The sequence below is a fragment of the Parabacteroides sp. AM58-2XD genome, from assembly GCF_003463685.1.
Taxonomy (GTDB): Bacteria; Bacteroidota; Bacteroidia; order Bacteroidales; family Tannerellaceae; genus Parabacteroides; species Parabacteroides segnis.
In genome coordinates this window covers 1-23,406 of sequence record NZ_QSDP01000102.1, presented here as the reverse complement: position 1 = coordinate 23,406, position 23,406 = coordinate 1, and the positions used below count along the sequence as shown (strand labels likewise).

The following is a 23,406-nucleotide window of genomic DNA, read 5'->3' as shown; positions in this document are numbered from 1 at the left end:
TGACCTCAAAGGTATGATTTCAAATCGTCGCGCCTAAAAAGTAGTATCTAATAGACTATATTTCAATTATTTCAAAGAACTATTTATCCACTTTTACGGGACAGTAATGATACATTATATATATTATAAATTAATCGACTACTTTATAGCCTTTCCAGCCGTAGTAAGCACAGAAGAGGAAGCAAACCAGCGGAATGAGATAAGCGGTATAATAGATAGCTTCGAAATGATGCATCACGTAGGCTGTCAACTGGGGCAGGCAGGCGTTTCCGACAATCGCCATGACAAGGAAAGCCGCTCCGCTCTTGGTGTTGTCTCCCAGGTCTTTCAGCGCCAGCGAGAACTGTGTCGGGTACATGATCGACATGAAGAATGAGACAGCCAGCATGGCATACAATCCGACCGTGCCGCCGCATAATGCAATCACACCGCAGAGTACGACATTCAGCAGGGCATAGACCAGCAGCATATCCTGCGGACGGAATTTAACCATCAGCAACGTCCCTATCCAACGCCCCAAAAGGAAGGCCAGCATATACAGGCCGAAGAAAGTCGTTGCCACGGATTCCGATAGGCCGGCATAACTGCAACAGTACACCAGAAACAGGCTGTTGATGGCCGTTTGTCCCCCGTTGTAAAAGAATTGGGCAATCACTCCCCAGCGCAGATGTGAACGTTTCAATACGCTGAAATCTATCAGCTTTCCGTCCTTGTCCTTTCCGCTGTGTTCCTCATCCTGTATCCGGGGCAGTTTGGAGACGATGAATACAACCGCGATGATGATTAACAGAATTGCTAAGATAAGATACGGTTGCTTCATCGAATCCGTTTCAAACTGTATATAGCTTCCCAGCCGCCGGGATAATCGATGGGCAGGGTGGTCCGGGTATAGTGTTCTCCACTCAATACCAACTTACTGAGAAACATGGCGGCGATAAATGCCCCCAAGCCGTTGAACGACTGGGCCAGGTTTAGCCTGCGTGGTGCCGTCTCCGGATTCCCCAGAGCTGTGACATAAGGGTTGGCAGCTGTTTCAAGGAAACACATGCCGGTTGCAATGATAAAGAAGATTGTCAGGTATGCCCAATATTCTTTCAACATGGCTGCCGGGAAGAACAGTAATCCTCCGAAAGCGGCCAGCAATAGTCCGAAGATGATACCGGCCTTGTAGCTGTACCGCTTCATGAACATGGCAATCGGTATCGGGAAGATAAAGTAAGCCAGCCAGTAGGCCGTTTCGGTGAAAGAGGCTTCGAACGTATTCAGTTCGCAGGTTTTCATCAATTGCCTGATCATGGTAGGCAGCAGGTTGCTGCTGATTGCCCACAGGAAGAAGAGGCTGAATATCAGTGCCAGTGGCAAGGCGTAATTCTTTTGTTTCATACTATATCGTGTTAGGGTGTGTTTACTCGGACATGTTTTTAATATAAGGTAACTCGATTAGCCGTTCGAAGCCGTAGAAGGCGGCGGCATTTTCTCCCAGGAAAAGGTCTTTCTCCCGTTCCGTCAGTTCTTCGGTTTTCAGGATAAAGTCGTACGACATTTTATAGGTAATAGCCGTAATCGTGCGGGGATAATCCGAACCCCACATCAGTTTATCCATGCTGACCAGGTCCGCTGCCTCGCGTATCGCTTTGACGGCCCCGTGGAAAGGATAAAACTCATCGTTGAATAACCAGGTAATACCTCCGGATTCAATACGTACATTCGGGTAACGGGCCAGGCGAATCTGCGCCAACCAGTTCGGCCGGGTAACCATACCGAAATGTCCGATTGCAATTCGTAATCCGGGGCATTCCTGTATCACCTCTTCTAATTCACCGGTCTGGACGTCGCCATCGGCCAAATCGATGGAGAGGAGCAAATCATTGCTTTCCATAAAATGGAACATTTCCATCATCTCGTTGCAGTTCAGCCAGACGCGCCCTTCTTCGAGCAACAAGCGTTGGGCGGGAATCTTGATTGCCCTGAATCCGCGTGCAGCCAATTCGCGTGCCTGTGCCAAATAGCCGGGACGGCGAAATTCACAGAGGCCGCATACGAAGAAGCGGTCCGGGTACTGCTTAACAACTTCCAGCAGATAATCATTTTGCAGGCCGTCGATATACTCCTGCGTGATGACGGCAGCCGAGACCTGTGCATAATCCATGTTTGACAGGAATATCTCAGCCGTGTTCCTGCCGTCGGTGATAAACGGAGGAACCATCTGCCGGATTTCGCCCATGAAGAGCGAACGTCCGTTGGTCAGTGTCCGTATCGGCATCCCGTCGACTACCGTGTCCTGCCGGAGCCAGAGATGTGAGTGGGCATCTATAATTTTTCTGTTCATGGTATTTTCTTTAAAGGTTATTTCTTTTCCGGTTTAAGAATTGGACCAGCTGACCCGTTTCTGGTCGCCGATGATTTCCTGTACTTCGCGCACCAGCTCCCAGTCGATGGGTTCTTCTATGTATTGGATATTCTTCCTGACATTTTCCGGATTGGCGGAACTGAATAGGGTGGTCGCTATCCGCGGGCTGCTTACGGAATATTGCATGGCCAGCTTTTCTATCGGATAACCTTTCGAAGCGCAATGTTGTACTGCTTTCCGGCAGGCTTCTACCAATGCCGCCGGTGCCGGATGCCAGTCGGGAACGCCCCGTTGTGACAGCAATCCCATCGAAAGGGGAGAGGCGTTGATGATGCCAATCTGTTTCGATTCGAAATAGTCGAAATAATCAGCCAGCTTATCGTCGTTCAGGCAGTAGTGGCAGAAGTTGAGGACGGTTTCAACCGTACCTTCGGGCACACGGTCGATTACCCATTGCAGGTTTTCCAGTTGCAGGTCGGTGATACCGACATGTTTTACAATCCCTTTGTTCCGTAATTCGACCAATGCCGGCAATGTCTCGTTCACCACCTGGTTGAGGTCGGCAAATTCGATGTCGTGAACGTTAATCAGGTCTATGTAGTCTAAGTGCAGGCGTTCCATACTTTCGTAAACGCTTTCGGTGGCCCGCCGGGCAGAATAATCCCAGGTGTTCATGCCGTCTTTACCGTAACGGCCTACTTTAGTCGACAGCAGGAAATGGTCGCGCGGAATATCTTTCAGCGCTTTTCCTAATACTGTCTCTGCCTTGTAATACCCATAATAAGGGGAAACGTCGATAAAGTTCATCCCGTTTTCAATGGCAGTGAATACAGCTTTGATACTTTCCGCTTCACGGGTTTCGTGAAATACGCTTCCCAGGGAGGAAGCTCCAAAACTTAGTACGGGAACTTTCATCCCGGTTTTTCCGCAATATGAGTACTTCATGGTTTAAATAGATTGAGTTTGCAATAGTCCAAAAGTATAGCTTTTATGTATTGATTATAACCGCTTTGTGCATAAAAATCTACGCAAAGGTTTGCGTGGCAGGCCCTGTCGGATATAAACGGCTCGATGTCGGTATACATGTATCTATCTCGGAGGTAATGCTTGTATCTGCCGGAAAAAATATATATTTGTCGGACCTAATCGGATTTGTGATGCCTAAGAAAAGACACATATCATTGAAAGACCTGGCGAAGGAGCTGGGTGTTTCCGTTTCTACCGTATCCCGTGCGTTGAACGACAGTTACGAGATTGGTCCCGAGATGAGGGAACGTGTGAAGGCGCTCGCCGAGGAATGGAATTACCGTCCGAACCCGTTTGCCCTTAGTTTGCTGAAGAATACGCCCCGTATTATCGGTATTATCGTGCCGGATATTGTTACGCATTTCTATTCGTCCATAATCAGTGGTATCAATGATGTGGCGCGCAAGAACGGGTATTCGGTCATTATCACTTCTTCGTATGAGCAATATGAGCAGGAGCAACATTGTGTGGAAGACCTGGTGAATATGCGGGTGGAGGGTATGCTGGCCTGCCTTTCGCAGGAAACGACCGATTATGCCCATTTTCTTTCATTGGAAGATATGGATATCCCGCTGGTCTTTTTCGACCGTGTCTGCCTTACGAATGCGATTCCTTCGGTGGTGGCCGACAATCAGGAATCGGCAAGGGTGGCTACCAGCCATTTATTGGAATCCGGTTCGAAGCGGGTGGCCTTTCTGGGCGGTTCCGACCATTTGGCTATTGTGCGGCAACGTCGGGACGGGTATATAGAAGCTTTGAAAGAACATGGCTTGCCTGTTGAAGAAGAACTGGTCGTATGTAAGAAAATGACTTATGAGGAAGGACGTGAAGGATGCCGGCAATTGCTTTCATTGCCGGAACCGCCTGATGCAATCCTGGCAATGAATGACACATTGGCTTTTGCCGCCATGAAAGAAATCAAGAAACATCATCTCCGCATACCGACCGATATCGCCCTGATCGGTTATACCGACGAACTTCATTCCAACTACGTGGAACCGGCATTGACCGCCGTTACCCATCAGACCTATAAGATGGGAGAGGAATGTTGCAACCTGCTTCTCAAGCAAATCAAGAAACGTGAGAAACCACGGCAGATTGTCGTTCCCACCCATTTATCGATACGGGAGACTTCGGTTAAGAAGCCTGGTTCTGTTTCTCGAAATCCTTAGGCGTTACCCCGAACTGTTTCAGGAATATCTTGCTGAAATAGGAAGGGAGTTGATTCCTACCAGATAACATATTTCGCCAATCCGGTGTTTGCCGTCCAGAATCAGTTCTGCCGCTTTCTTCAGACGGATGAGGCGGATGAAGTCGTTCGGCGACAGGCCGGAGAGGACTTTTATCTTGCGTAACAGGCTGGAACGGCTCAGGAAGAGTATCTCTGCGAGTTTCTCCACTCCGAAGTTTTCGTCCGTGATGTTTTCATGGATGATGGCTATAATCTTGTCCATAAATTCCTTGTCAGCCTTGTTCATCTGCATGTTATTGACCGGGAAGAACGGACGTTTGGAGAAAGCCTCGCGTTCTTTCTGGCGGTTGTTCAGCAGGGAGAATATCTGTGTTGTCAGGTAATTGAAAGAGAAAGGTTTCTCCACGTATGCCTCCGCACCCAGGCGCAGACCGTTGATTTTGCTGTCGAGGTCGTTCTTGGCGGTCAGGAAGATGACGGGGATATGGCTCAGTTCGATATCGGCTTTCATCTCTTTACACAGTTCGAGGCCGTTCATCACAGGCATCATGATGTCGCTGACGACAATATCGATATGATGATTGCGCAGGATTTCCAAAGCCGCTTTTCCGTCGGGGGCCGTCTCCGTAACAAACATCTCTTGCAGTTTCTCTGCCAGGAACGAACGCATGGTATCGTTATCTTCCACCAACAGGAGTGTATAGTTGCGACCTTCCGCATTGACGGTTGTCCCTTCTTCGGGAAATATGAATTCTTCCTGGATAACGGAGTTTTCCTGTTGCCGCACTTTCTCCTGGGCAAGAGGCAGGGACAGGACAAACGAATTGTTGCTATCTTCGGTATCCAGCCAGAGTTTGCCGGAATGAAGCATGGCCAGCGAACGTGCCAGTGGTAAGCCGATACCGGCGCCTGTCGTTGCCCCTTCTTTCTTATTGATCTGATAAAAAGGTTCGAATATCTGTTGGCTGAGTTCGGCAGGTATCCGGCTTCCGTCGCTGGTGACGCGGATACTGAAGGTGGTCTCTTCACACCTCAGTTCGATACGAATGGTATGGGCCGAATATTTGAGTGCATTGTTCAATAGGTTGCTCAATATCTTGGTAACGGCTTCGCGGTCGATAGCAGCTGTGATTTCTTCTTCGGGAATATCGACCGATAATTTCTTATCCTGTTGGACGATGGTCGGTTCGAAGCGCAGGATGGTATCTTTCAGCAGTGTCGTAACATTGGTCCAGGCAAAATCCATCTTGAATTTGTTGGCTCCGATTTTCCGGAAGTCGAGTAGCTGGCCGGTCAGTTCGAGCAGGCGCTTGGTGTTCTGGGCGATTACGGTCAGGTTACGCGTGATTTTGCTGTCCTGGATATTCATGTCGAGGATTGTTTCCAGCGGACCGTTGATCAGTGTCAGCGGCGTGCGCACTTCATGGGCTATCTCCGTAAAGAATTCTACCTTAGCCTCATAGAGTTCCTTTTCTTTTTCTATCTCGAAGAGTTTCTGTTTCTCTTCCATCTGCCGTTCCTTACGGCGTTTGTACCAGCGGAACCATCCGTATATCAGGCAGAGTACCAGGATCGCATAAACGGCATAAGCCAGGAGGATAGCCACCAGGGAGGAAGGATGACGATACGGAGTGAAGTAACCGGCTGGTTATCGTCTTCAATCTCGGCTTTTACCAGGAACGTATAGTTACCCGGGGGCAGTTTGGCATACGAAATATTCTGGTTATTACTGGTTTTTACCCAATCTTTGTCCAGCGGGTCCATTTTATAGTAACATTCCTTGCTACGGGCAGATGAATAAGAGGGCAGTGCTATATCGAAACTGATATTCGACTGGTCGTACGGCAAGGTAATCCGGTCGGTATGCAGGATGCTCTTGCTCAACGGAGAGTTGGGGGTATGTACGGTTACTTCCTTATTATATATGCTGAACTTCGTGATATAGACCGGAGGAATGGAATCGGTCCGCTGGTCGTCATCCGGATTGAAAGCGATCAGTCCGTCGATCGTTCCGAAATAGAATTTGCCGTTGCTTGCTTTGAGCCCCGAATTATAATTGAACTGGTTGCCGACTAAACCGTCGCGGGTAGTGAATACACGGATATCCCCGGTTTCCGGTTTGAACTTGACGAGCCCCTGGTTGGTCCCGAACCAGAAATAATGATTTTTATCTTCCAGTATTTTATAAGCTACGTCGTCAGGCAGGCCCTGTTCTTTGGAGAACGTGGTGAAGTTGTCATCCGCCTCGTTGTACCGGCAGATGCCACCCCGGTCGGTAGAGAACCATATCTGTCCTCTGCTGTCTTCCATGATGGAACTGACGGAGTTTGAACTCAGGCTGGCCAGGTCCTGAGTGTCATTGACATATTTTTTATAAGAATCATCTTCCGGATTGTATTTCCATACACCGCTCCCCATTGAGGCAAGCCATATCTGTCCTTTTTTATCTTCCAGCATACATACGATCCAATCGAGCCCGATCTCTGGTATCCGGGTAAAATCGAACGAGCCGGCTTCTGCCCTGGATAACCCCCAGGCATTTCCTACCCAAAGACGGCCCCGGCTATCGATCAACTGGGAATATACGCTTTCTTCGTCAAGATTTAATTGCTGGTGATTGAGGTGTTTGATCGAATGGTTGGATATATCTATGATATCAAGCCCGTATTTAAACAGACCGCAATATATTTTGCCGTCGTACATACTCATGGACTGGGTCATGAGATGGCTTTTCCTGTCGGATTCAGGATATTTGATCTGTACCACTTCTCCGGTTGATGGATTCAGAATGTTGATTCCGTTATCTTCCGTCCCCACCCAGATATTGCCTTCGGGATCTTCCGCCAGTTCGCGGATGCGGCGGGTATTCAGCGAATTTTCCGAACTGGAAGGGACGAACCTTTCAAACAATAGTTTGTAATTCGGTAAATGGTTGACTCCGCCGAATTTGGTACCGAGCCAGATACCTCCTTCCCTGTCTTTATAGATACAGAAAATAATATTGTCGGAAAGACTGTACGAATGCATCAGGTCTTCCTGGAGATGGGTTACTTTTTGGGATTGTTCGTCAACGATGAACAGTCCGGCATGCGTACAGACCCAAAGGTTATTCTGATCGTAACAGACCACGTCGCGTAAGATGGTGTGATGCACTCCCGGGGCGTTGACTGTTTGCAGGGTATTTGTCTTGGGATTGTACTTTTTCAGTTCTCCGTCATGGATGGCCAGTGCGATCCAATCGCCGTAATCGCACATAGAGAAGATGTGGGCCCCCATCAGGGTGTTGCTATCCTTGTCGGTATGATGCTGAAGAAAGGAGTCTGTTTGCGGATTGTAAAGGAAGAGTCCGACACCGGCTGTCCCGATCCAGACTTCCCCGTTTTCCCTCACGCAGATAGCTCCGGGGCTTTCCCGTTTGATATTATCTTTGTTGGTGATAGCATAATAATATAATTTCTCGTCTTTATAACGGAAGACGCCCTGGTCGGGGATCAGTATCCAGATATTACCGGAATGGTCGGAGGTGATTTTGGCAACCCAGTTACCCATCTGCTCCCCGTTTTCGGTTTTCTGGTCTATAAACGTGAACAGGTCGTATACAGGGTCATAGATATATACTCCCCGGTCTGTACCTACCCATAGTTTTCTGTTCTCGTCTTCAAAAAGGGCGGAGATATTGTGATTGCCTGTACCTGCAATATAATCATCGCAATTGATCGTTTGGATAGAAGTACCGTCATACCGGTTCAATCCGTTTTTAGTGCCGAACCACATGAAACCGTAGCTATCCTGTAGTATTACTTTTACCTGGCTTTCCGACAAACCGTCTGCACTCGAAATATGCGAAAAATAGTAATTGAACGACTTTCTGTTTGCTGCATATAGCTCGGACAGACAGATAATCATCAGGAGAAGATATAGTATAGATTTTCTCATAAAGACAGCCTGTAAATATGTTGTGTGTTTTCTTCATACAAAGATGATGAAAAAAAACGTAGAACCAAATTCTATACGGAATCATTTCTAAATAACCTCCGTTTTTACTGTAACTTTCCGAATTAATGTAAATAATCGTGTATTCGCACACACGTTATGCTTTGTATTTAAAAAAATTGATATATATTTGCCGCAAATCATGAAAAACTATTAAGAAATGAGCGCATTAGGGAATGTCAATCAACAAATGACACGGTACAGGTGGGTAATCTGTGCGATGTTGTTTTTCGCAACAACGGTAAACTATCTAGACCGTCAGGTACTTTCACTTCTACAGCCGATGCTGGAAGAAGAATTTCATTGGACAGACAACGATTATGGAACAATCACTGCCATTTTCTCCTTGTTTTATGCAATTTCCATGTTATTTGCCGGACGGTTTATCGACTGGATGGGAACCAGGAAAGGATATGCCTGGTCAATTGCTGTCTGGTCTGCAGGGGCGGCACTTCATGCATTGTGTGGTGTATTAACAGAAAAATGGGTCGGATTACCAGATGCAGATGCGTTACGGGCTGTAGCTGCAGGAACAGACCTTGCGGCTACGATCAGTATGGTAAGTGTCACGTTCTTTATTATAGCACGTTGTGTGCTGGCTCTTGGTGAGGCAGGAAACTTCCCAGCTGCTATTAAAGCGACAGCAGAGTATTTCCCGAAAAAAGACCGCGCTTTTGCAACGGGTATTTTTAACTCTGGTGCTAATGTCGGGGCTATTGTGGCTCCATTGACTGTTCCTCTGATGGCTGAACTATGGGGGTGGGAAATGGCTTTTATTATTGTCGGCCTGATCGGCTTTATCTGGATGGGAATATGGTTGTTTATCTATAAACCAATCGCGGAGAACCCAAAGGTAAATGATGCGGAACGTGCTTATATTCAGCAGGATGATGCTGAATTGACTCCGGATGAAATTGAGCCTGAAAATGAATCGAAGCTTTCTTTCATTGAATGTCTGGGCTTTAAACAGACTTGGGCGTTTGCTTTTGGTAAGTTTATGACGGATGGCGTATGGTGGTTCTTTCTTTTCTGGACTCCGGCTTATCTGAAGATACAATATAATATGGAAGGAACCCAGATCGCATGGCCAATTGCTATACTTTATTCTATTACGGTGATCGGCTCCGTGTTTGGCGGTAAATTTCCGACTTACTTCATCAACCGAGGGATGAATCCGTATGCAGGGCGTATGCGAGCGATGTTGATCATTGCATTCTTTCCATTGGTCGTTTTATTCGCGCAGCCATTGGGTTATATCAGCTATTGGGTGCCTATCCTGCTGATCTCCGTCGGTGCCTCTGCTCATCAGGCTTGGAGTGCAAATATATTCTCTACAGTAGGCGATATGTTCCCCAAAAGTGCAATCGCTACGATTACCGGTATTGGCGGTATGGCAGGCGGTATTGGTTCGTTCTTTATTCAGAAGGGAGCCGGTATGTTATTTACATATAGTGGCGATACCAACATGCAGTTTATGGGCTTCGAAGGTAAACCGGCTGGATATGCAATTGTCTTTATCTTTTGCGCTGTCGCTTACCTAATCGGCTGGATTGTGATGAAGATACTGGTGCCTAAATACAAGGTGATCACATTAAATTGATTGGATCTTATCATAAGAATGCGGCTGCCTGGCTGAATATATTATTGAAAGCCTGGTTTACAAGTGTTTGGTCGGTTTTTGACCGGAACGGGAACGGTATCTGATGGGAATATTGGAAGGGAAAATCCATTTCTTCCAGTATCTTGTCAGAGGCCTTGCCCAGTGCTTTGATCACTCCGTTGGTCGGCATGACAATGTCTTTCTTCAGTGAGATAGCTTTGATGCGGTTGCAGGCTTTTTGGAAAAAGGACTCACGGTATTCCTGTAAGATATCAGGGCGAATCATGGCTTTGAACGCCTGTTCCAGAAAATCATTCTTAAAGGAAGTAGGCAGCGAACGTTCTTCCAGAAAATCGTGGCGGTAAAATCGTTGCAGGCTGTTGAATGCTTCCTGATCCATAATATCCCGTGCGTTTCCGTTCATCTGGCTGAAAATGGAACCGCCGCAGAACATGAACAGGCGGGTGTCGCTGAACATCTTTTCCGGATTACTCAATAACAAGACCTGTGACAACAAGGCTCCGATCGAATAAGCAAACAGGTTGATGGAAGTATCATCTTTGAATAAAGGATGTTTTCCACTTTTTATCTCATGCACCAATTGCCATAAGTTATAGACCGATTCGCGGCCGGACGCATAGAAACGCAACGGATTTCCTGACAGGCGGCTGCTTAATGTGACATTGGCAAAGGTCGAGTTTTCCAGGTTGTCTATTTCCTGTTTCCTCCTGTTCACCCAGGGTAAAACCTTCCGTGGATTGCACCAGCTACCCGGTGTACGGTTCATATGGAATGCGATGGGGAAAAGGATGACCGGCTTTCCGGTTGAACCGGCCAGATATTCGGCCCAGGTCAGGTATTTTTCCCAGGTACGTTCGTTCAGTCCGTGCAACAGGATGATGGCTTTGTCGCGTTTCTCTTTACCCGAAGGGGCGAAGATCGTATAATTGAATGTTTTGTTTTCCTGAATATGGTCGTCCGTGACAGAGCAAAATTCAGTTGCAGCGAGTCCCTTCTGGAATTCGTTAATTTCGCTGGCACCTATCGTTTGTGTAAAGCGAAAGGGAATTATTTCCAGACGGCTCTCTTCCAGATGTGCCTTTTTATCGTACGAGAAAAGGCTGTTTAGTTGTTGTGTGCGAAGTGAGATATCCATAACAATCGATTTTTTGATGCAAACAAACATTATTAAAACAATCCTTGCAAATAAATGGTTCCGACGAACTCCGGCTGGGACATAAACCGGAATGGCGGGGTGAAATTTTTATATGCGGGGTGAATGTTTCGGGATTTACTAGTACATTTGTTCTCCAAATAGGAGGCAAAAGATATGGGAATGCTCGGTCATAAAATACCCGGTTATATTTATGAAAAGTCGAACATCGTTCGCCTGATCCTGCTGACAGCGTTTTTCGCTTTGGTATTTATCAATATATATAAGCCGTTCAGTTCGTCGAACTGGTATCGGGTTTCAGAGTTTAAGTTTTTTGTTTTTTCCAGTCTGATTATTCTTACCGGTGTGCTGGTGGTGGTGATCAGCCGGATTGTGATGTATTATTGGGGCAGGAAACATGCCATTTCCGTAGGTGCATATTCGGTGTGGATTATTCTGGAGATATTTTTCATGTCTTTGTTTTATACGATCTACACTTTGGTACTGAATCCGGAGCGGGAGTATTTAAGCGTTTTCAAAGAGTCGGCTATCAACACAAGCCTGGTTCTGTTGTTGCCCTATTCGGTCTTACATTTCTATTTTTCCTATCAGGAGAAAGAACGGCAGTTGAGGTTACTGGAAGAGGATCGGGCAGAGGCGGCAAACAAACTTACGGTTTTCTCTTTTTATGACGAAAAGCATGAATTGCGGCTGTCGGTGAAACGGACGAATCTTTTGTATATAGAATCGGCGGATAATTATGTGTGTATCTGGTATCTCAATAAAGGAGTACTGACAAAGTTCATGCTGCGTAACTCTTTGAAATCCATAGAAGAGAGTCTGGCCGAAACGAATGTGCTGCGTTGCCATCGTTCATATATGGTTAATTTCGACCAGGTAAAGGTGATACGCCGTGAAAAAGACGGCATTTATCTGGAACTGGGAGTCGAGAAAGTCCCGGATATTCCAATATCAAAAACATATAGTGAAAAAGTGACACATTGGTTTATGACATATTCGTCGTAAATTATAGGGATAAAGTCTGGTCTCGAAGTATAAGTGATTGCATTGGACTAATTTGGTATTATGTATAATAAAAACCGGAGCTGGTATCACTACTAACTCCGGTCAAGTGTGTCTAGTAAGATTTTTTGGTTAACTTATATGTTTTATAAATAGTTCTTATCTATTAATCATCAACAGCAAGTCCTGTATAGCGATATCCGGAAACTTTATACCTCATGCCAGGTTCATCGTCGCTGAATGAGATATAATAGACAATACTGTCCGCCGGTGTTCCATGAGGTGTCGTAGCAGCTCCCAATAAGATTTTACCGCCGTCAATCGTCACATCACATTCGTCGGCTTCATTGGGAGCAGCACCATTGGTCGCAAATGTCAACGCATTGACATCCGATTTAACCCGTATTTTATATTTCCAAAAGTTGCCTATATCGTCTACATACATTTCGGTAGGTGTGTTTGCTGCCGTGTTATAGGTATTCATAAGGATATGCCCTAATCCATAGCAATCTTCGGCAATGACATTACCTCCTTCATCTACCGCATCTACTGTCACTTTCCATTCACCGGCAAGTGCTTCGGTTGCTGTGTTGCCTATTTCATCTTTTTCGCAACCTGCCAATATGAATACCAGCAGGGTAAATAGCCAAATAATATGTTTATTCATAATTTCTATCCGTTTATTTGTTCATTATTACATAGAATGTCATTTGTCCTGCATAGTCGATATACCAGGAAACCTGTCCTGTTTCCGGGTCATATTTCCCATCTTTCATGCTGTCTATAGAGTCACCCCAACCAGCAAGTAAACTGCTGAGCGGTTCGATCGTATTGTCTGCATTCAGTTTGAAATAGCCTTTCATGGCATAAGCTGCACCGTAAGCGGCTCCTTGGTCATACCAACCTCCCAGAAAATCGGATACGGCAAATATGCCAGGTGCTACCAAAGTGACAGATACACTGAAATCTCCTTTGAATAGAACTTGTTCACCATTCACCTTTCGATAACTGACGCTTGAATCCACCGTATAATCACCGGCAGCATCTGTTGTGACCTCCGGATCATAGACAATCACCGAGCGTTTTGCCGAACTGGAGAATCCATCCGCATTCGCAGCAGAATAAGACACGGAATATAGACCTATCTGATCTGCATTCACATCACTATTGACAGTTACCGAAGCGGTCACGTCTTCTTCTCCCTCCATGGCAATTACACCGGGATCAGAAAATGTACTGCCCACCGGTACTAGCATGGGATCATCACCATTCAGTTCGAAGTTCACATAATGGGTCACTTTAGTCAGACCTTCTGTTGTTTTCTCGCAGCCCCATAAACCGAAAAGACCGCAAAAAAGCAATAAACTATAAATTACTTTTTTCATAAATCTCTCTTTTAAATTAAATTATTTACCCCAAAACACCGGTGACGTATATCCCGGGAATGCCGGTGTGTTCTCATTACGGGAAGAAGAACTTTCTGCATACGGATAACGTTCCAGCAATTTATTTGTACCCACTTCGCCAAATACCTGAATCGGCGTGTACAGCGTACCGGGAACATATTTGGATGTATTGTATGATTCCTGATCGCCTTCGGTATAAAAGTCGCTACCTTTGGCTGTACCGAATGTGGGGTAATCCAAACGACGCATCTCACACCAGGCTTCGAACGGGTTGACACCGGAAAGGGCTACCCATTTTGCGATACCGATACTCTTCTTATAATTGGAAGCATCGAACGGATAACGGGCTACATAGTCGGCAGCTCCACTTACGTTAGCAGAAGCAAAAGAAGCCTCGATGGCGGTCGCATAATGAGTGGCGGCATCGGCTGCAGATCCGTATCGTGCATAATATTCAGCTTTGAAGAATTCAACTTCTGATACGGTGATCAGGTAAACCGGCATATCGAATGTGGCCACCGGACGACACCAATCCTGCAATTTGCTGGTAGACTTCGGATAGTTGGTTCCTGAAATACCACCGATATATTCACTGCTTTTGTTTTTTTGAAAGAAAGCAGCCAAACGAGGATCTTCATATTCGACAGCGCCTTCGCTGTTCTTTACTTGCATCGTACCGATGATCGCCAGGTTGGCAGCGATATTGGTTTGCGTAGATCCCCAGGTCGTAGCAAATTCTTCCGAATAGAACGGGTTCATCTGCCCAGGTTCGTTCTTCCAACATCCTTTATAAGAAACGTCGGCGGTAGGGAAGTTGTTTTCTGCTAATAAAGCAGCCACTTCTGATTGTACGTCTTTCACACCGGACATACGCATCAGCATCTTCAACTTCAATGCATTGGCGAACTGGATCCATTTGTCGGCCGTTGAAAACGGGAAAAGGAAGTTGGTGCATACAATATTCGATGCCGAAACCTTTTCCAATGCCTCATTGATTTCTGCAATCACTCCTTCATAAACCACCTGTCCTTCATCATATTTAGGAGTCGGGAAGTTTTCTAAATCCAGTGCTTCTGTATAAGGCACTTCGCCATAACAATCAACCAAAGCCTCGTAAACAAACGCGCGCAAAACCGTTCCTGCCAAATAGGTTCCCCAGTCTTCCTGTTCTGCGGCCTTGGTTAGTAATGTCTTCAGGTTCTGTAATGCTTTTTGATTGAATTGTGTATAGGTTCCGCTACTGCGAGTAGCCGACATATTGAACTTTGAATAGTCCAAATAGTTGCTTGTTCCGAATAAGTGCGCGTATTGCTGGGCATGGAAACCTCCGGCGATGCGCAAAAAATTACCATAGCTTGAAGCCGTGTTCATTTCGATGGCAGGCATTAACATGGAAGTCTCAACGTTCTCCTCGGCTGGCGAATTGGGATCAGTGTTGATATCCAAATAGCTGTTGCAAGAAGTGAAGCTTACACCCAAAAGCAGTGCAGATGCCAATAATATTTTTTTCATATTTTATTTTCTCCTCATTTTAGAATTTAACACTCAGGTTGCATCCGAATATACGGCAAGACGGGTTGGTATACAGTTCACCGAATTGTGTTGCCAGGTCACCATAAGAAGACTGTGATACGGTTGTTGATTCCGGATCTACGTAGCGGTTATCTGATGCGGTCCAGGTAAATACATTATTACAAAATGCCGTAATGGCCAAATTACTCAATGACATCTTACGCACCCACTGTCTCGGGACATTCCAGGTCAGGCTGATGTTACGCAATTTAACGAATGAACGATCAAGCAAATAAGCTTCTCCACCATCTCCATATCCGTAATCATTGAAATAGGTTTGATAGCTGCCGTTGCCCAGATAAATCGGGGTGGTGTTTTCGGTATAATTGCCATCGCCATTATCAACAACTGAATTGGGGATAATGAACGGACGGCGGTCATTGTAAGTTGTAACTACACCGTTACCTGTAAATTGCATCAGGTTTTTCGTACGTGAGAACATATAACCACCGCTACGAATATCCAGAGCTGCGCTCAATGTGAAGTCTTTATAGGTAAAAGCAGTATTGATTCCGCCTGTCCAGTCATGATTCATGTTTTTGCCGGTATCTTCGACTGATGTACCTAAAACAGAATAACCGTTTGCGTCTACGATCGGCTTTCCATCTGCAGTTTTCTTAGGTAAGTAAGTATAGAACTGCCCCATCGGCTTACCTTCTTCGGCATACATATAAATCGCATCGTTACCGGCAGAGAAGTTATAGATGGAAACTTTTCCACCTTCCAGGCTTTCAGGTAATGAAAGAACTTTGTTGTTGTTTTTTGAGAAGTTGAAACTCAAGTCCCAACGAAAATCTTTAATCTGTACCGGAGTGGTATTGATAACTAATTCGATACCTTTGTTACTGACTTCACCGAAGTTGGTTACCATATAGCTGAAACCTGTTGACGGATCGGTCGGAAGAGTGAAGATCTGGTCTTTCGTTTTGCGGTTGTAATAGGCTGCATCGATCCCAAAACGTCCGTTGAAGAATTGTAAGTTCATGCCGACTTCAAATTCAGATGTCATTTCCGGACGCAATGTGTTGCTACCTTTAGTATTAGAAGCTATAAAGGCATTCACTCCGTTCATCGGGAACTTGGATATGTCGCTGCCATAATAGCCATTTGCCGTACCTTGTATATAAGTCAGGCCTGTCTGATAAGGATCTGCATCGTTACCGGTCTTACCATATGCTAAACGAGCCTTTCCGAAAGTAAGAACTTCATTTTCCGGGATTAGACGGGTAAAGATCCAACTCAATGTGGCACCTGGATAGAAGAAACTGTTGTTGGCGATAGGCAATGTAGACGACCAGTCGTTACGAGCAGTCAAGTTCAGATAAATCATATCGTCCCAACCAACGGTTACATCTCCGAAGAGACCTACCAAACGGCGTTTATTCTGACTTTCCGACAATGTTGTTTTTGTAGAACCGTTGCTCAGATCCCAAAATCCGGAATAGAAAGACAAGTCGTCGGTTTGACCGGTCATGCGCGTATATCCGCGTTCGTTCATGTTTACACCGGCATTTACGTTCACATCCAGCTTGTTATCCAGAAAACGTTTAGAATAATTAGCCAGGAAATCGTGATTCAATTCGTAATGACGGCCATATCGGGTATATACATGTCCGCTTTGGTTCATGTTGGAAGGAGCATATCCATAGTCTTCGTCAATCAGCGCGTCGTCCAGGTTAATTTGTGGAGTACCTACCTTACGGTCATAGTCCGTATAGTCGAAGCCCATACGATAGGAAAGTTTCAACTCTTTGATCGGGGTGACATCTACCTGTACTTTACCGTAAATCTGCTTCGAAGCCGTATGGTTGTAATTGTTTTCCAATGCCCAGTAGGGGTTTGTGATACCGTAAGGAGTAAAGTACGCCTCCGGTGTATTGAACGGTGAACTGGTATCTTTCATGTCTACGATAGAGATGTCGCGAGGTAACTCAAACACGCCGTCGATCACGGATGTACCTTGGAAACTGCCGACTGCATCTGTCTGGCTGCGTGCAAAATTAAGGGAAGAAGACACTTTCAACCAGTTTGTCGCCTCATAGCCGCCACGGAAAGCTACCGTATTACGTTCGTACGTATCATAATCCTTCGGCATGATACCGTCATCTTTCGTAAAAGAATAAGACAGATAATAATCCATCTTGGTGTCGGCAGAAACACCGCTCAAGGAAACTGTATGGTTCTGCGACCAACCCGGATCAAAGAAATCCTTTATATTATCTTTTTTTGCACTGTATTCATGAATCAATTGCTGATTATTCCAGATCGGGCCATACACCTGCATTGATCCATCCAGGCGAGGGCCCCAGGAGCCATTCTCGATATATGTCTGTGCACCGTTCCATCCCTGTCCGAACGAGTTCTGCATTTCCGGCAGAAAAGAGACCATACGAGCCTGTACATTACCGCTGTAGCTGATTGAGAAATTCCGTCCGTCGCCTTTCTTTCCTGATTTCGTGGTAATCACGATCACACCGTTAGCGGCACGGCTACCATAAAGGGCGGTTGCGGCTGCTCCTTTTAATACAGTCATCGAAGCGATATCTTCAGAAGCCACACTTGAAATACCTCCGGTTGATACGTTTTTGCCATCACCGGAAACCATATTATTCTGTAAAGGTACACCGTCAACTACATAAAGTGGTTGATTACTTCCGTTGATAGAACTGAAACCGCGGATTACAATGTTACTAACCGAACCCGGGTCAGAAGAGGTGGAACTAACCGATAATCCGGCAACCTTACCGGAGAGGGCATCGGCAACATTGGTCGTACGTGAGCTGATAATTTCATCGGCCTTAACGGTCGTTGCTGAATACCCCAGGGTCTTTTCAGAGCGGGTAATACCCATTGCCGTAACGACAACTTCATCCAAATTCTGGGTGTCTGATTGCAGGAGTACTTTAATAACAGGCTTTACAGCCACTTCCTGCATGTTCATGCCGACATACGAGATTTGCAAAATTTTGCCCTCGGGTGGTACATCCAAAGAGAAACGACCTTCGATATCCGTTACTGTACCAATCGTTGTCCCTTTAACAAGAACTGATGCTCCAATAATCGGTAGACCGTCATCTGCGGCGGTAACAGTACCTGTCACCTTCACATTTTGAGCCACTACTGTACACATGCAGATCACAAGGCACAGTAAAGTAAAAGTTAACTTTTTCATTTCACACACATTAAATTATATAATATAACTACAATTTTCATAAAGGTTAAATAAGCTATATCTGAGTCCTAGGGGAACTCTGTCCATTAGTCATAAGGAGGGTTTAATGAGCTTGTTCTGAATCTCGACATTATGCTCTTTTATTGAATTTAGCCTGTTGAGTATCAGGTGTTTTGAGGGGGGGAAAGTGAAATTTGCTATAACATGAGGATTTGATGTTAATTGTCGTTTAAAAGGAGTGAAAAATAGCTTCCATTAGTTTGATTTCGGTGGTTCTTGCTACTGAATGTTTAGTGGAGCCGGATTTTTTATGATAAAAAAAGTTGCAGTTGTAATATTTTTGTATAACTTGCCAACGTTTTTTCAATAACTAACAAAACAACAGCAAGCACCGATAAGTTTATCGTCCTGAGTCTAAAATATTTTTATAAAACAGTTTCTGTTATAACTATAAAGATAGTCCAAATGGACAGAGTTCCCCTAGAACTAAGTAAATAAGATTGTATTTGTCAAAGAAAAGCTATCAGCGGAAACTCTGAACAACGAAACATAGAAAAGCATTAGCAAGGTTTCCTTTTGATATAGAAAACGCATACAGGGCATTAAAATGAAACTTTGATGATTCTTCCCGGTTGAACCGTCGGGGAAGATCAAATCTGAATAAAATGTCATTGTGGTGTATATAAGAAAAGAGTGTCGAAACGTATATGTCCAACACTCCTTTTTATTTGAATCGTATTGATTTTGTAATACCGGTTTTATTCTGTAATTACCGAAAACTCACCGATCCCTGCCTGGGGCTGATTATCGACAATGCGGGTTGCTACAAACCGTATCTTGTTTCCTTTTACAGCCGGGAAACGGATTTCCTGTTCTATCGGATTATGTTTGATATTCGAGAATTCGCCTTCTGCAACTTTCTTGTTATTGACAAACAACTGGTAATTTGAAATATGTCCTCCGGCATCACGTCCCTGGTTGGGTACATAGCGGAAGCCGGCAATCGGCATATCATTTGCCAACTGTATTTCGATTTCCTGTTTTCCTTTCGGTAAATAGAATGTCGTATATCCGTTGCCGTCGAACATTGCTATTGTTTTCTCGTCTTTTGGATAAATGACAGTGTAGTTGGATACCGGAATATCCAGCTCTTTTACGGAAACCGGACTGCTCTTGTCGAAGGTACGGTCGTACGAGATAGCCTTGATTGTTCCTTTTTGAGCAAAAGCAAAAGGTTCGGTATAACGGGGGGAATCTTTTGTTGGTTCCGAGCCGTCAGTCGTATAATGGAGTTCTGAGTTTTTATCTTCTACCCGGATAGAAACAACATCTTTGCGGTCACGTCTGATTTCCGGTTCGGTTAATAAGGCCGGTGCCAGGAAAGCCTCTACATTATTGATACATAGCGGGCCGCGTGCATCCAGGAAGTTGATACGTATCTTGTCTGCATTGACAGTCTGGAAACGGACGATACGTTTGTAGCCGACAGTTGTCGTGGAATCGGCTGCTTCAACCGGTGTCCATTGCCCGTCTTTTTCTGTTTCGATGGTGAACGCTTTGACGCGCTGTCCCAATGGGATATATTCCTGTATCATCAGGCGGTTTACATCCGTCGGTTTGCTGAAGGCGAAAGTAAGCGTAGCGTTTGTAACTCCGTCTTCTGTAGCCCAGTAAGAATCCCAATTGCCGTCATTCGTTTTGTCAGCCTTAAACTGGCCGCCGCGGGAATTGCTGGCTTTTACGGATGCTCCCTTTAATAAGTTGGTTTTTAAATCGTTCTGTATAGTTTGATACCATTCGACTGCACGGATAGAATCCGTCGGACTGATCTTTCCGTTTAATGCAACCGGAAAGTTTAGCAGGAAGTTTGCATTATGTCCGACACTCCGGTAATACAGATCGACTAAATGTGATAATGATTTTACCTGATGGTCTTCACGTGCGTGATAGAACCAACCCGGACGAATGGAAACGTCGCATTCGCCACCCAGCCATTCTTCACCGTCTTCCAGTCCCCACTGGCTCTGACGATAATGTATGCCATCTTTTTTAGTGAACATACTCCATTGAGTATCACCCGCCCAGCCTTCTTCATTGCCGATCCAGCGGATGGTCGGTTCGGTTCCTCCAAAAATCATGACGGAAGGATTATACTTTTTAATCGTGTCGACAGCCTGTTCATATTTATAATAGGTATTCGGGTCGATAGAACGCGTTTCATTTGCGCCGCCGTACCAACCGTTGCCGCCGTTAGCTCCGTCAAACCAGTATTCGAACAACGGACCGTAATTGCAGACTAATTCATGTAATTGGGCATGGAACTTTTCTACATATCCCGGTTGTCCGTAATTCTCACTGTTACGATCCCAAGGGGAGAGATAAATACCGAATTTCAATCCGTGTTTGTGGCAGGCGTCGGAAAGCTCTTTTACCATATCACCTTTTCCGTCTTCCCAGGGAGAATTTTTAACGCTGTATTCTGTGGTTGCTGTTTGCCACAGGCAAAAACCGTCATGATGTTTGGCGGTGAGAATCACCCCTTTTAATCCGGCAGCCTGGATCGTACGAACCCATTGTTCGCAGTCTAAATCTGTAGGATTGAAAGTGGAAGCAGGCGTGTTCCCGTATCCCCATTCCAGATCATTGAATGTGTTTAGACCGAAATGAACGAAGGCATATGTCTCCATTTTGTGCCATTCCACCTGCTCAGGCGTCGGAACAGGATAAACAGGATCAGGGGCGTTTACTTCTTTACAGGAGATTAAAGTAGTAAGTCCTAATCCGAGGAGGAAAAGATAATTTGCGCTTTTCATCGTTTGATTATGTTATTGTTGATGCTTCAAAGGTACAAAAAATATGATTTGTATAAGGATATTCTGTCTGTTTTGCTATTTTTAGTTATTGTATTACAGAACCGTGCTGGTTCTATAGAATACTTGCCGTATTTTATACAATATCATTTTTCTTATTGTCTAAAATACATCTAAAATCCGTATATGTCTCTAATAATGTGGTCTATAAAAAATCTTTTATGTTTGTTTTATTCCAGATGAATTTGTATATTTGAGCGTCTAATAACTATATTTTTATTATTAATACCATGAAAAGAAGAGATTTCTTAACAAACACAGCATTGCTGGGTGCCGGAATACCACTGGGTATGTCGTCGGCTGTAATGACTTCATGTACACAACAACAAAGTGCAGGAACGGCTGCGAAGAGTTATTCTCCGGAAGAATTGGGAATGTTCTCTTTCGTAGAGGTGGCTCCTGATGGGAAACCCTTAAAAGCTGCTTTGGTGGGTTGTGGCGATCGTGGAACCGGGGCGGCTACACAATTCCTCAAATCAGGACCGAATGTGTCTATTATTGCTTTGGCTGATTTGTTCCCGGATAGAATGGCGACTTGCCGGAAAGTATTGTCTGAACAATTTAAAAATGAAGTTCCTGATGCCAATTGTTTCTTAGGCTTCGATGCTTATCAGAAGGTGTTGGCAATGAATGATATCGATGTGGTCCTGTTATGTACCCCTACACATTTCCGACCGGAGCAATTCAAAGCGGCGGTTGAGGCAGGTAAACATATTTTTATGGAAAAGCCTTGTGCTGTCGATCCGACCGGAATACGTACAGTAATTGCAGCAGCCAAAGTTGCAACATCTAAAGGGTTGACTGTTGTAACAGGTAATCAACGCCGTCATCGTAGAGATTATTGGGAGGCTTATGTGCAGGTAAAAAACGGATTGATCGGTGATGTCGTATCTTCTTCCGCTCATTGGGACCAGGGGGCATGGTGGAATAAGCGCAAACGTCCGGAATGGAGCGATATGGAATACTGTATTCGTAACTGGTTTAACATTAAATGGTTAAGTGGAGATCACCTGTTGGATCAGGCTATTCATAATATTGATGTGGTAACGTGGTTTATGGAAGACCGTCCTATCCGTGCTGTTGGTTTCGGTGGTCGTGCACAGCGCCTGACGGGTGATATCTATGACTTTTTCAGTGTGGATTATTATTATAACAATAACAAACGCATGTTGGCGACTGCCCGTCAGATTGACGGTTGTGACGGAAATGTATCCGAGCAGGTATATGGAACCAAGGGGATGGCCTCTCTGAATGACCGGGGTGAAATTAAAATTGTGGATTATAATGGAAACACTCTTTGGGAATATGATTATCAGAATAAACCTGTAAAGAATCCATATGATCAGGAACATGTGCATTTTGTTGAATCAATCCGTTTAGATAAGAAAATAAATCAGGCAGAAGCATTGGCCTATTCTACCCAGGTTGCTATTTTGGGACGTGAGGCCGCTTACACCGGAAAACCTATTTCCTGGGATGAGATTATGGCTTCCACTCTTCGTTATGGTCCGGATGAATATAAAATGGGACCGTTACCTTTCTATAAAGAAGGAGAAGCACCGAAGCCGGGAAAAGCTCCGGATGCGCCTGTAATGTAATTAGTAATTTATGTTAGTGAAAACGCTCTGAATATTTTTTTTAAGATATTCAGGGCGTTTGTCAGTTTTGGACAGATGCGCTTCTTATATCATAGGCCTCTTTTTTCCCGGGTCTCCCTGCAAATCTCCCAATGTTATAACTATTCTTTCTGATGGAATAATTAATCGTTCGACAATCATTCTCTATTCATTAAACAGATGTTCTCTATTCATTCGACAACTGTCGAACGAATAGAGGATAAATATCGAACGATTAATTATTCCAAGCGAGAAACTAACTTTTCCAAAGCGAGGTTTCATTCATTATAAGATAAGCGGAAAGTCAGATGCATAATTTTCTCTTTCTTTGTGCGTACATTATATAACATTGTCTCCGGTAAAAAAATAAATGAAAAATAGTTTGTAAAAAGTTTGGAGCGTATGTAGTAATCTACTACTTTTGCACCCGCAT

Annotated in this window: 12 protein-coding genes and 2 pseudogenes; 4 read left to right on the top strand and 10 right to left on the bottom strand. The window is 44.8% G+C overall.

Annotated features, from left to right (window positions below):
- Positions 1-130 precede the first annotated feature (130 nt).
- The 3 genes and pseudogenes from fucP to DXA15_RS20000 all read right to left on the bottom strand — a co-directional run bounded on the left by fucP (position 131) and on the right by DXA15_RS20000 (position 3,295).
- Positions 131-1,383: pseudogene (fucP, locus tag DXA15_RS20010) on the bottom strand (L-fucose:H+ symporter permease).
- A gap of 22 nt (positions 1,384-1,405) precedes the next feature.
- Complete coding sequence (locus DXA15_RS20005; RefSeq protein ID WP_128135198.1) at positions 1,406-2,329, bottom strand: amidohydrolase; 924 nt, start codon at positions 2,327-2,329, stop codon at positions 1,406-1,408.
- 33 nt (positions 2,330-2,362) lie between these two features.
- Positions 2,363-3,295, bottom strand: coding sequence for an aldo/keto reductase (locus DXA15_RS20000; protein WP_128135197.1), 933 nt, complete (start codon positions 3,293-3,295; stop codon positions 2,363-2,365).
- A 158-nt stretch (positions 3,296-3,453) separates the two neighbouring features.
- On the opposite strand from DXA15_RS20000, the gene DXA15_RS19995 reads away from it, so the two are divergent.
- Positions 3,454-4,548: a LacI family DNA-binding transcriptional regulator gene (locus tag DXA15_RS19995; RefSeq protein ID WP_128135200.1), complete on the top strand. Its 1,095-nt coding sequence runs from the start codon at positions 3,454-3,456 to the stop codon at positions 4,546-4,548.
- On the opposite strand, the pseudogene DXA15_RS19990 reads toward DXA15_RS19995, so the two are convergent.
- Positions 4,514-8,504 (bottom strand): annotated as a pseudogene (locus DXA15_RS19990) (two-component regulator propeller domain-containing protein). The gene DXA15_RS19995 and the pseudogene DXA15_RS19990 overlap by 35 nt on opposite strands.
- Before the next feature lie 217 nt (positions 8,505-8,721).
- Here DXA15_RS19990 and DXA15_RS19985 point away from each other — a divergent pair.
- Complete coding sequence (locus DXA15_RS19985; protein WP_128135196.1) at positions 8,722-10,161, top strand: MFS transporter; 1,440 nt, start codon at positions 8,722-8,724, stop codon at positions 10,159-10,161.
- A gap of 10 nt (positions 10,162-10,171) precedes the next feature.
- Here DXA15_RS19985 and DXA15_RS19980 read toward each other — a convergent pair whose 3' ends face one another.
- Entirely contained in the window at positions 10,172-11,317 is a 1,146-nt protein-coding gene (locus DXA15_RS19980) for a DUF6051 family protein (RefSeq protein ID WP_128135195.1), read from the bottom strand.
- A 180-nt stretch (positions 11,318-11,497) separates the two neighbouring features.
- Between DXA15_RS19980 and DXA15_RS19975 the strand changes: the two genes are divergently transcribed.
- Positions 11,498-12,340: a LytTR family DNA-binding domain-containing protein gene (locus DXA15_RS19975; protein ID WP_128135199.1), complete on the top strand. Its 843-nt coding sequence runs from the start codon at positions 11,498-11,500 to the stop codon at positions 12,338-12,340.
- Between the two features lie 163 nt (positions 12,341-12,503).
- On the opposite strand, the gene DXA15_RS19970 is transcribed toward DXA15_RS19975, so the two are convergent.
- The 5 genes from DXA15_RS19970 to DXA15_RS19950 form a co-directional block, all read right to left on the bottom strand.
- Positions 12,504-13,004, bottom strand: a complete 501-nt coding sequence (locus tag DXA15_RS19970; protein ID WP_128135194.1) for a lipid-binding protein — start codon at positions 13,002-13,004, stop codon at positions 12,504-12,506.
- 13 nt (positions 13,005-13,017) lie between these two features.
- Positions 13,018-13,722, bottom strand: coding sequence for a BT_2262 family domain-containing protein (locus tag DXA15_RS19965; protein ID WP_128135193.1), 705 nt, complete (start codon positions 13,720-13,722; stop codon positions 13,018-13,020).
- 21 nt (positions 13,723-13,743) lie between these two features.
- Positions 13,744-15,255 (bottom strand): SusD/RagB family nutrient-binding outer membrane lipoprotein, encoded by a 1,512-nt coding sequence (locus DXA15_RS19960; protein ID WP_128135192.1) that lies wholly within the window; start codon positions 15,253-15,255, stop codon positions 13,744-13,746.
- Between the two features lie 19 nt (positions 15,256-15,274).
- Positions 15,275-18,487 carry a SusC/RagA family TonB-linked outer membrane protein gene (locus tag DXA15_RS19955; RefSeq protein WP_128135191.1) on the bottom strand — a complete coding sequence of 1,071 codons (3,213 nt, stop codon included), beginning with the start codon at positions 18,485-18,487 and terminating at the stop codon, positions 15,275-15,277.
- A gap of 758 nt (positions 18,488-19,245) precedes the next feature.
- Complete coding sequence (locus DXA15_RS19950) at positions 19,246-21,300, bottom strand: alpha-L-fucosidase (RefSeq protein WP_128135190.1); 2,055 nt, start codon at positions 21,298-21,300, stop codon at positions 19,246-19,248.
- Between the two features lie 287 nt (positions 21,301-21,587).
- On the opposite strand from DXA15_RS19950, the gene DXA15_RS19945 reads away from it, so the two are divergent.
- Positions 21,588-22,955 carry a Gfo/Idh/MocA family protein gene (locus DXA15_RS19945; protein ID WP_233567473.1) on the top strand — a complete coding sequence of 456 codons (1,368 nt, stop codon included), beginning with the start codon at positions 21,588-21,590 and terminating at the stop codon, positions 22,953-22,955.
- The last annotated feature ends 451 nt before the right edge of the window (positions 22,956-23,406 follow it).

What these genes read in the sequence shown, in the direction of transcription:
- DXA15_RS20005 (WP_128135198.1), bottom strand. Translation starts at nt 2,329, where the DNA reads ATGAACAGAAAAATTATAGATGCCCACTCACATCTCTGGCTCCGGCAG.
- DXA15_RS20000 (WP_128135197.1), bottom strand. Translation starts at nt 3,295, where the DNA reads ATGAAGTACTCATATTGCGGAAAAACCGGGATGAAAGTTCCCGTACTA.
- DXA15_RS19995 (WP_128135200.1), top strand. Translation starts at nt 3,454, where the DNA reads ATGCTTGTATCTGCCGGAAAAAATATATATTTGTCGGACCTAATCGGA.
- DXA15_RS19985 (WP_128135196.1), top strand. Translation starts at nt 8,722, where the DNA reads ATGAGCGCATTAGGGAATGTCAATCAACAAATGACACGGTACAGGTGG.
- DXA15_RS19980 (WP_128135195.1), bottom strand. Translation starts at nt 11,317, where the DNA reads ATGGATATCTCACTTCGCACACAACAACTAAACAGCCTTTTCTCGTAC.
- DXA15_RS19975 (WP_128135199.1), top strand. Translation starts at nt 11,498, where the DNA reads ATGCTCGGTCATAAAATACCCGGTTATATTTATGAAAAGTCGAACATC.
- DXA15_RS19970 (WP_128135194.1), bottom strand. Translation starts at nt 13,004, where the DNA reads ATGAATAAACATATTATTTGGCTATTTACCCTGCTGGTATTCATATTG.
- DXA15_RS19965 (WP_128135193.1), bottom strand. Translation starts at nt 13,722, where the DNA reads ATGAAAAAAGTAATTTATAGTTTATTGCTTTTTTGCGGTCTTTTCGGT.
- DXA15_RS19960 (WP_128135192.1), bottom strand. Translation starts at nt 15,255, where the DNA reads ATGAAAAAAATATTATTGGCATCTGCACTGCTTTTGGGTGTAAGCTTC.
- DXA15_RS19955 (WP_128135191.1), bottom strand. Translation starts at nt 18,487, where the DNA reads ATGAAAAAGTTAACTTTTACTTTACTGTGCCTTGTGATCTGCATGTGT.
- DXA15_RS19950 (WP_128135190.1), bottom strand. Translation starts at nt 21,300, where the DNA reads ATGAAAAGCGCAAATTATCTTTTCCTCCTCGGATTAGGACTTACTACT.
- DXA15_RS19945 (WP_233567473.1), top strand. Translation starts at nt 21,588, where the DNA reads ATGAAAAGAAGAGATTTCTTAACAAACACAGCATTGCTGGGTGCCGGA.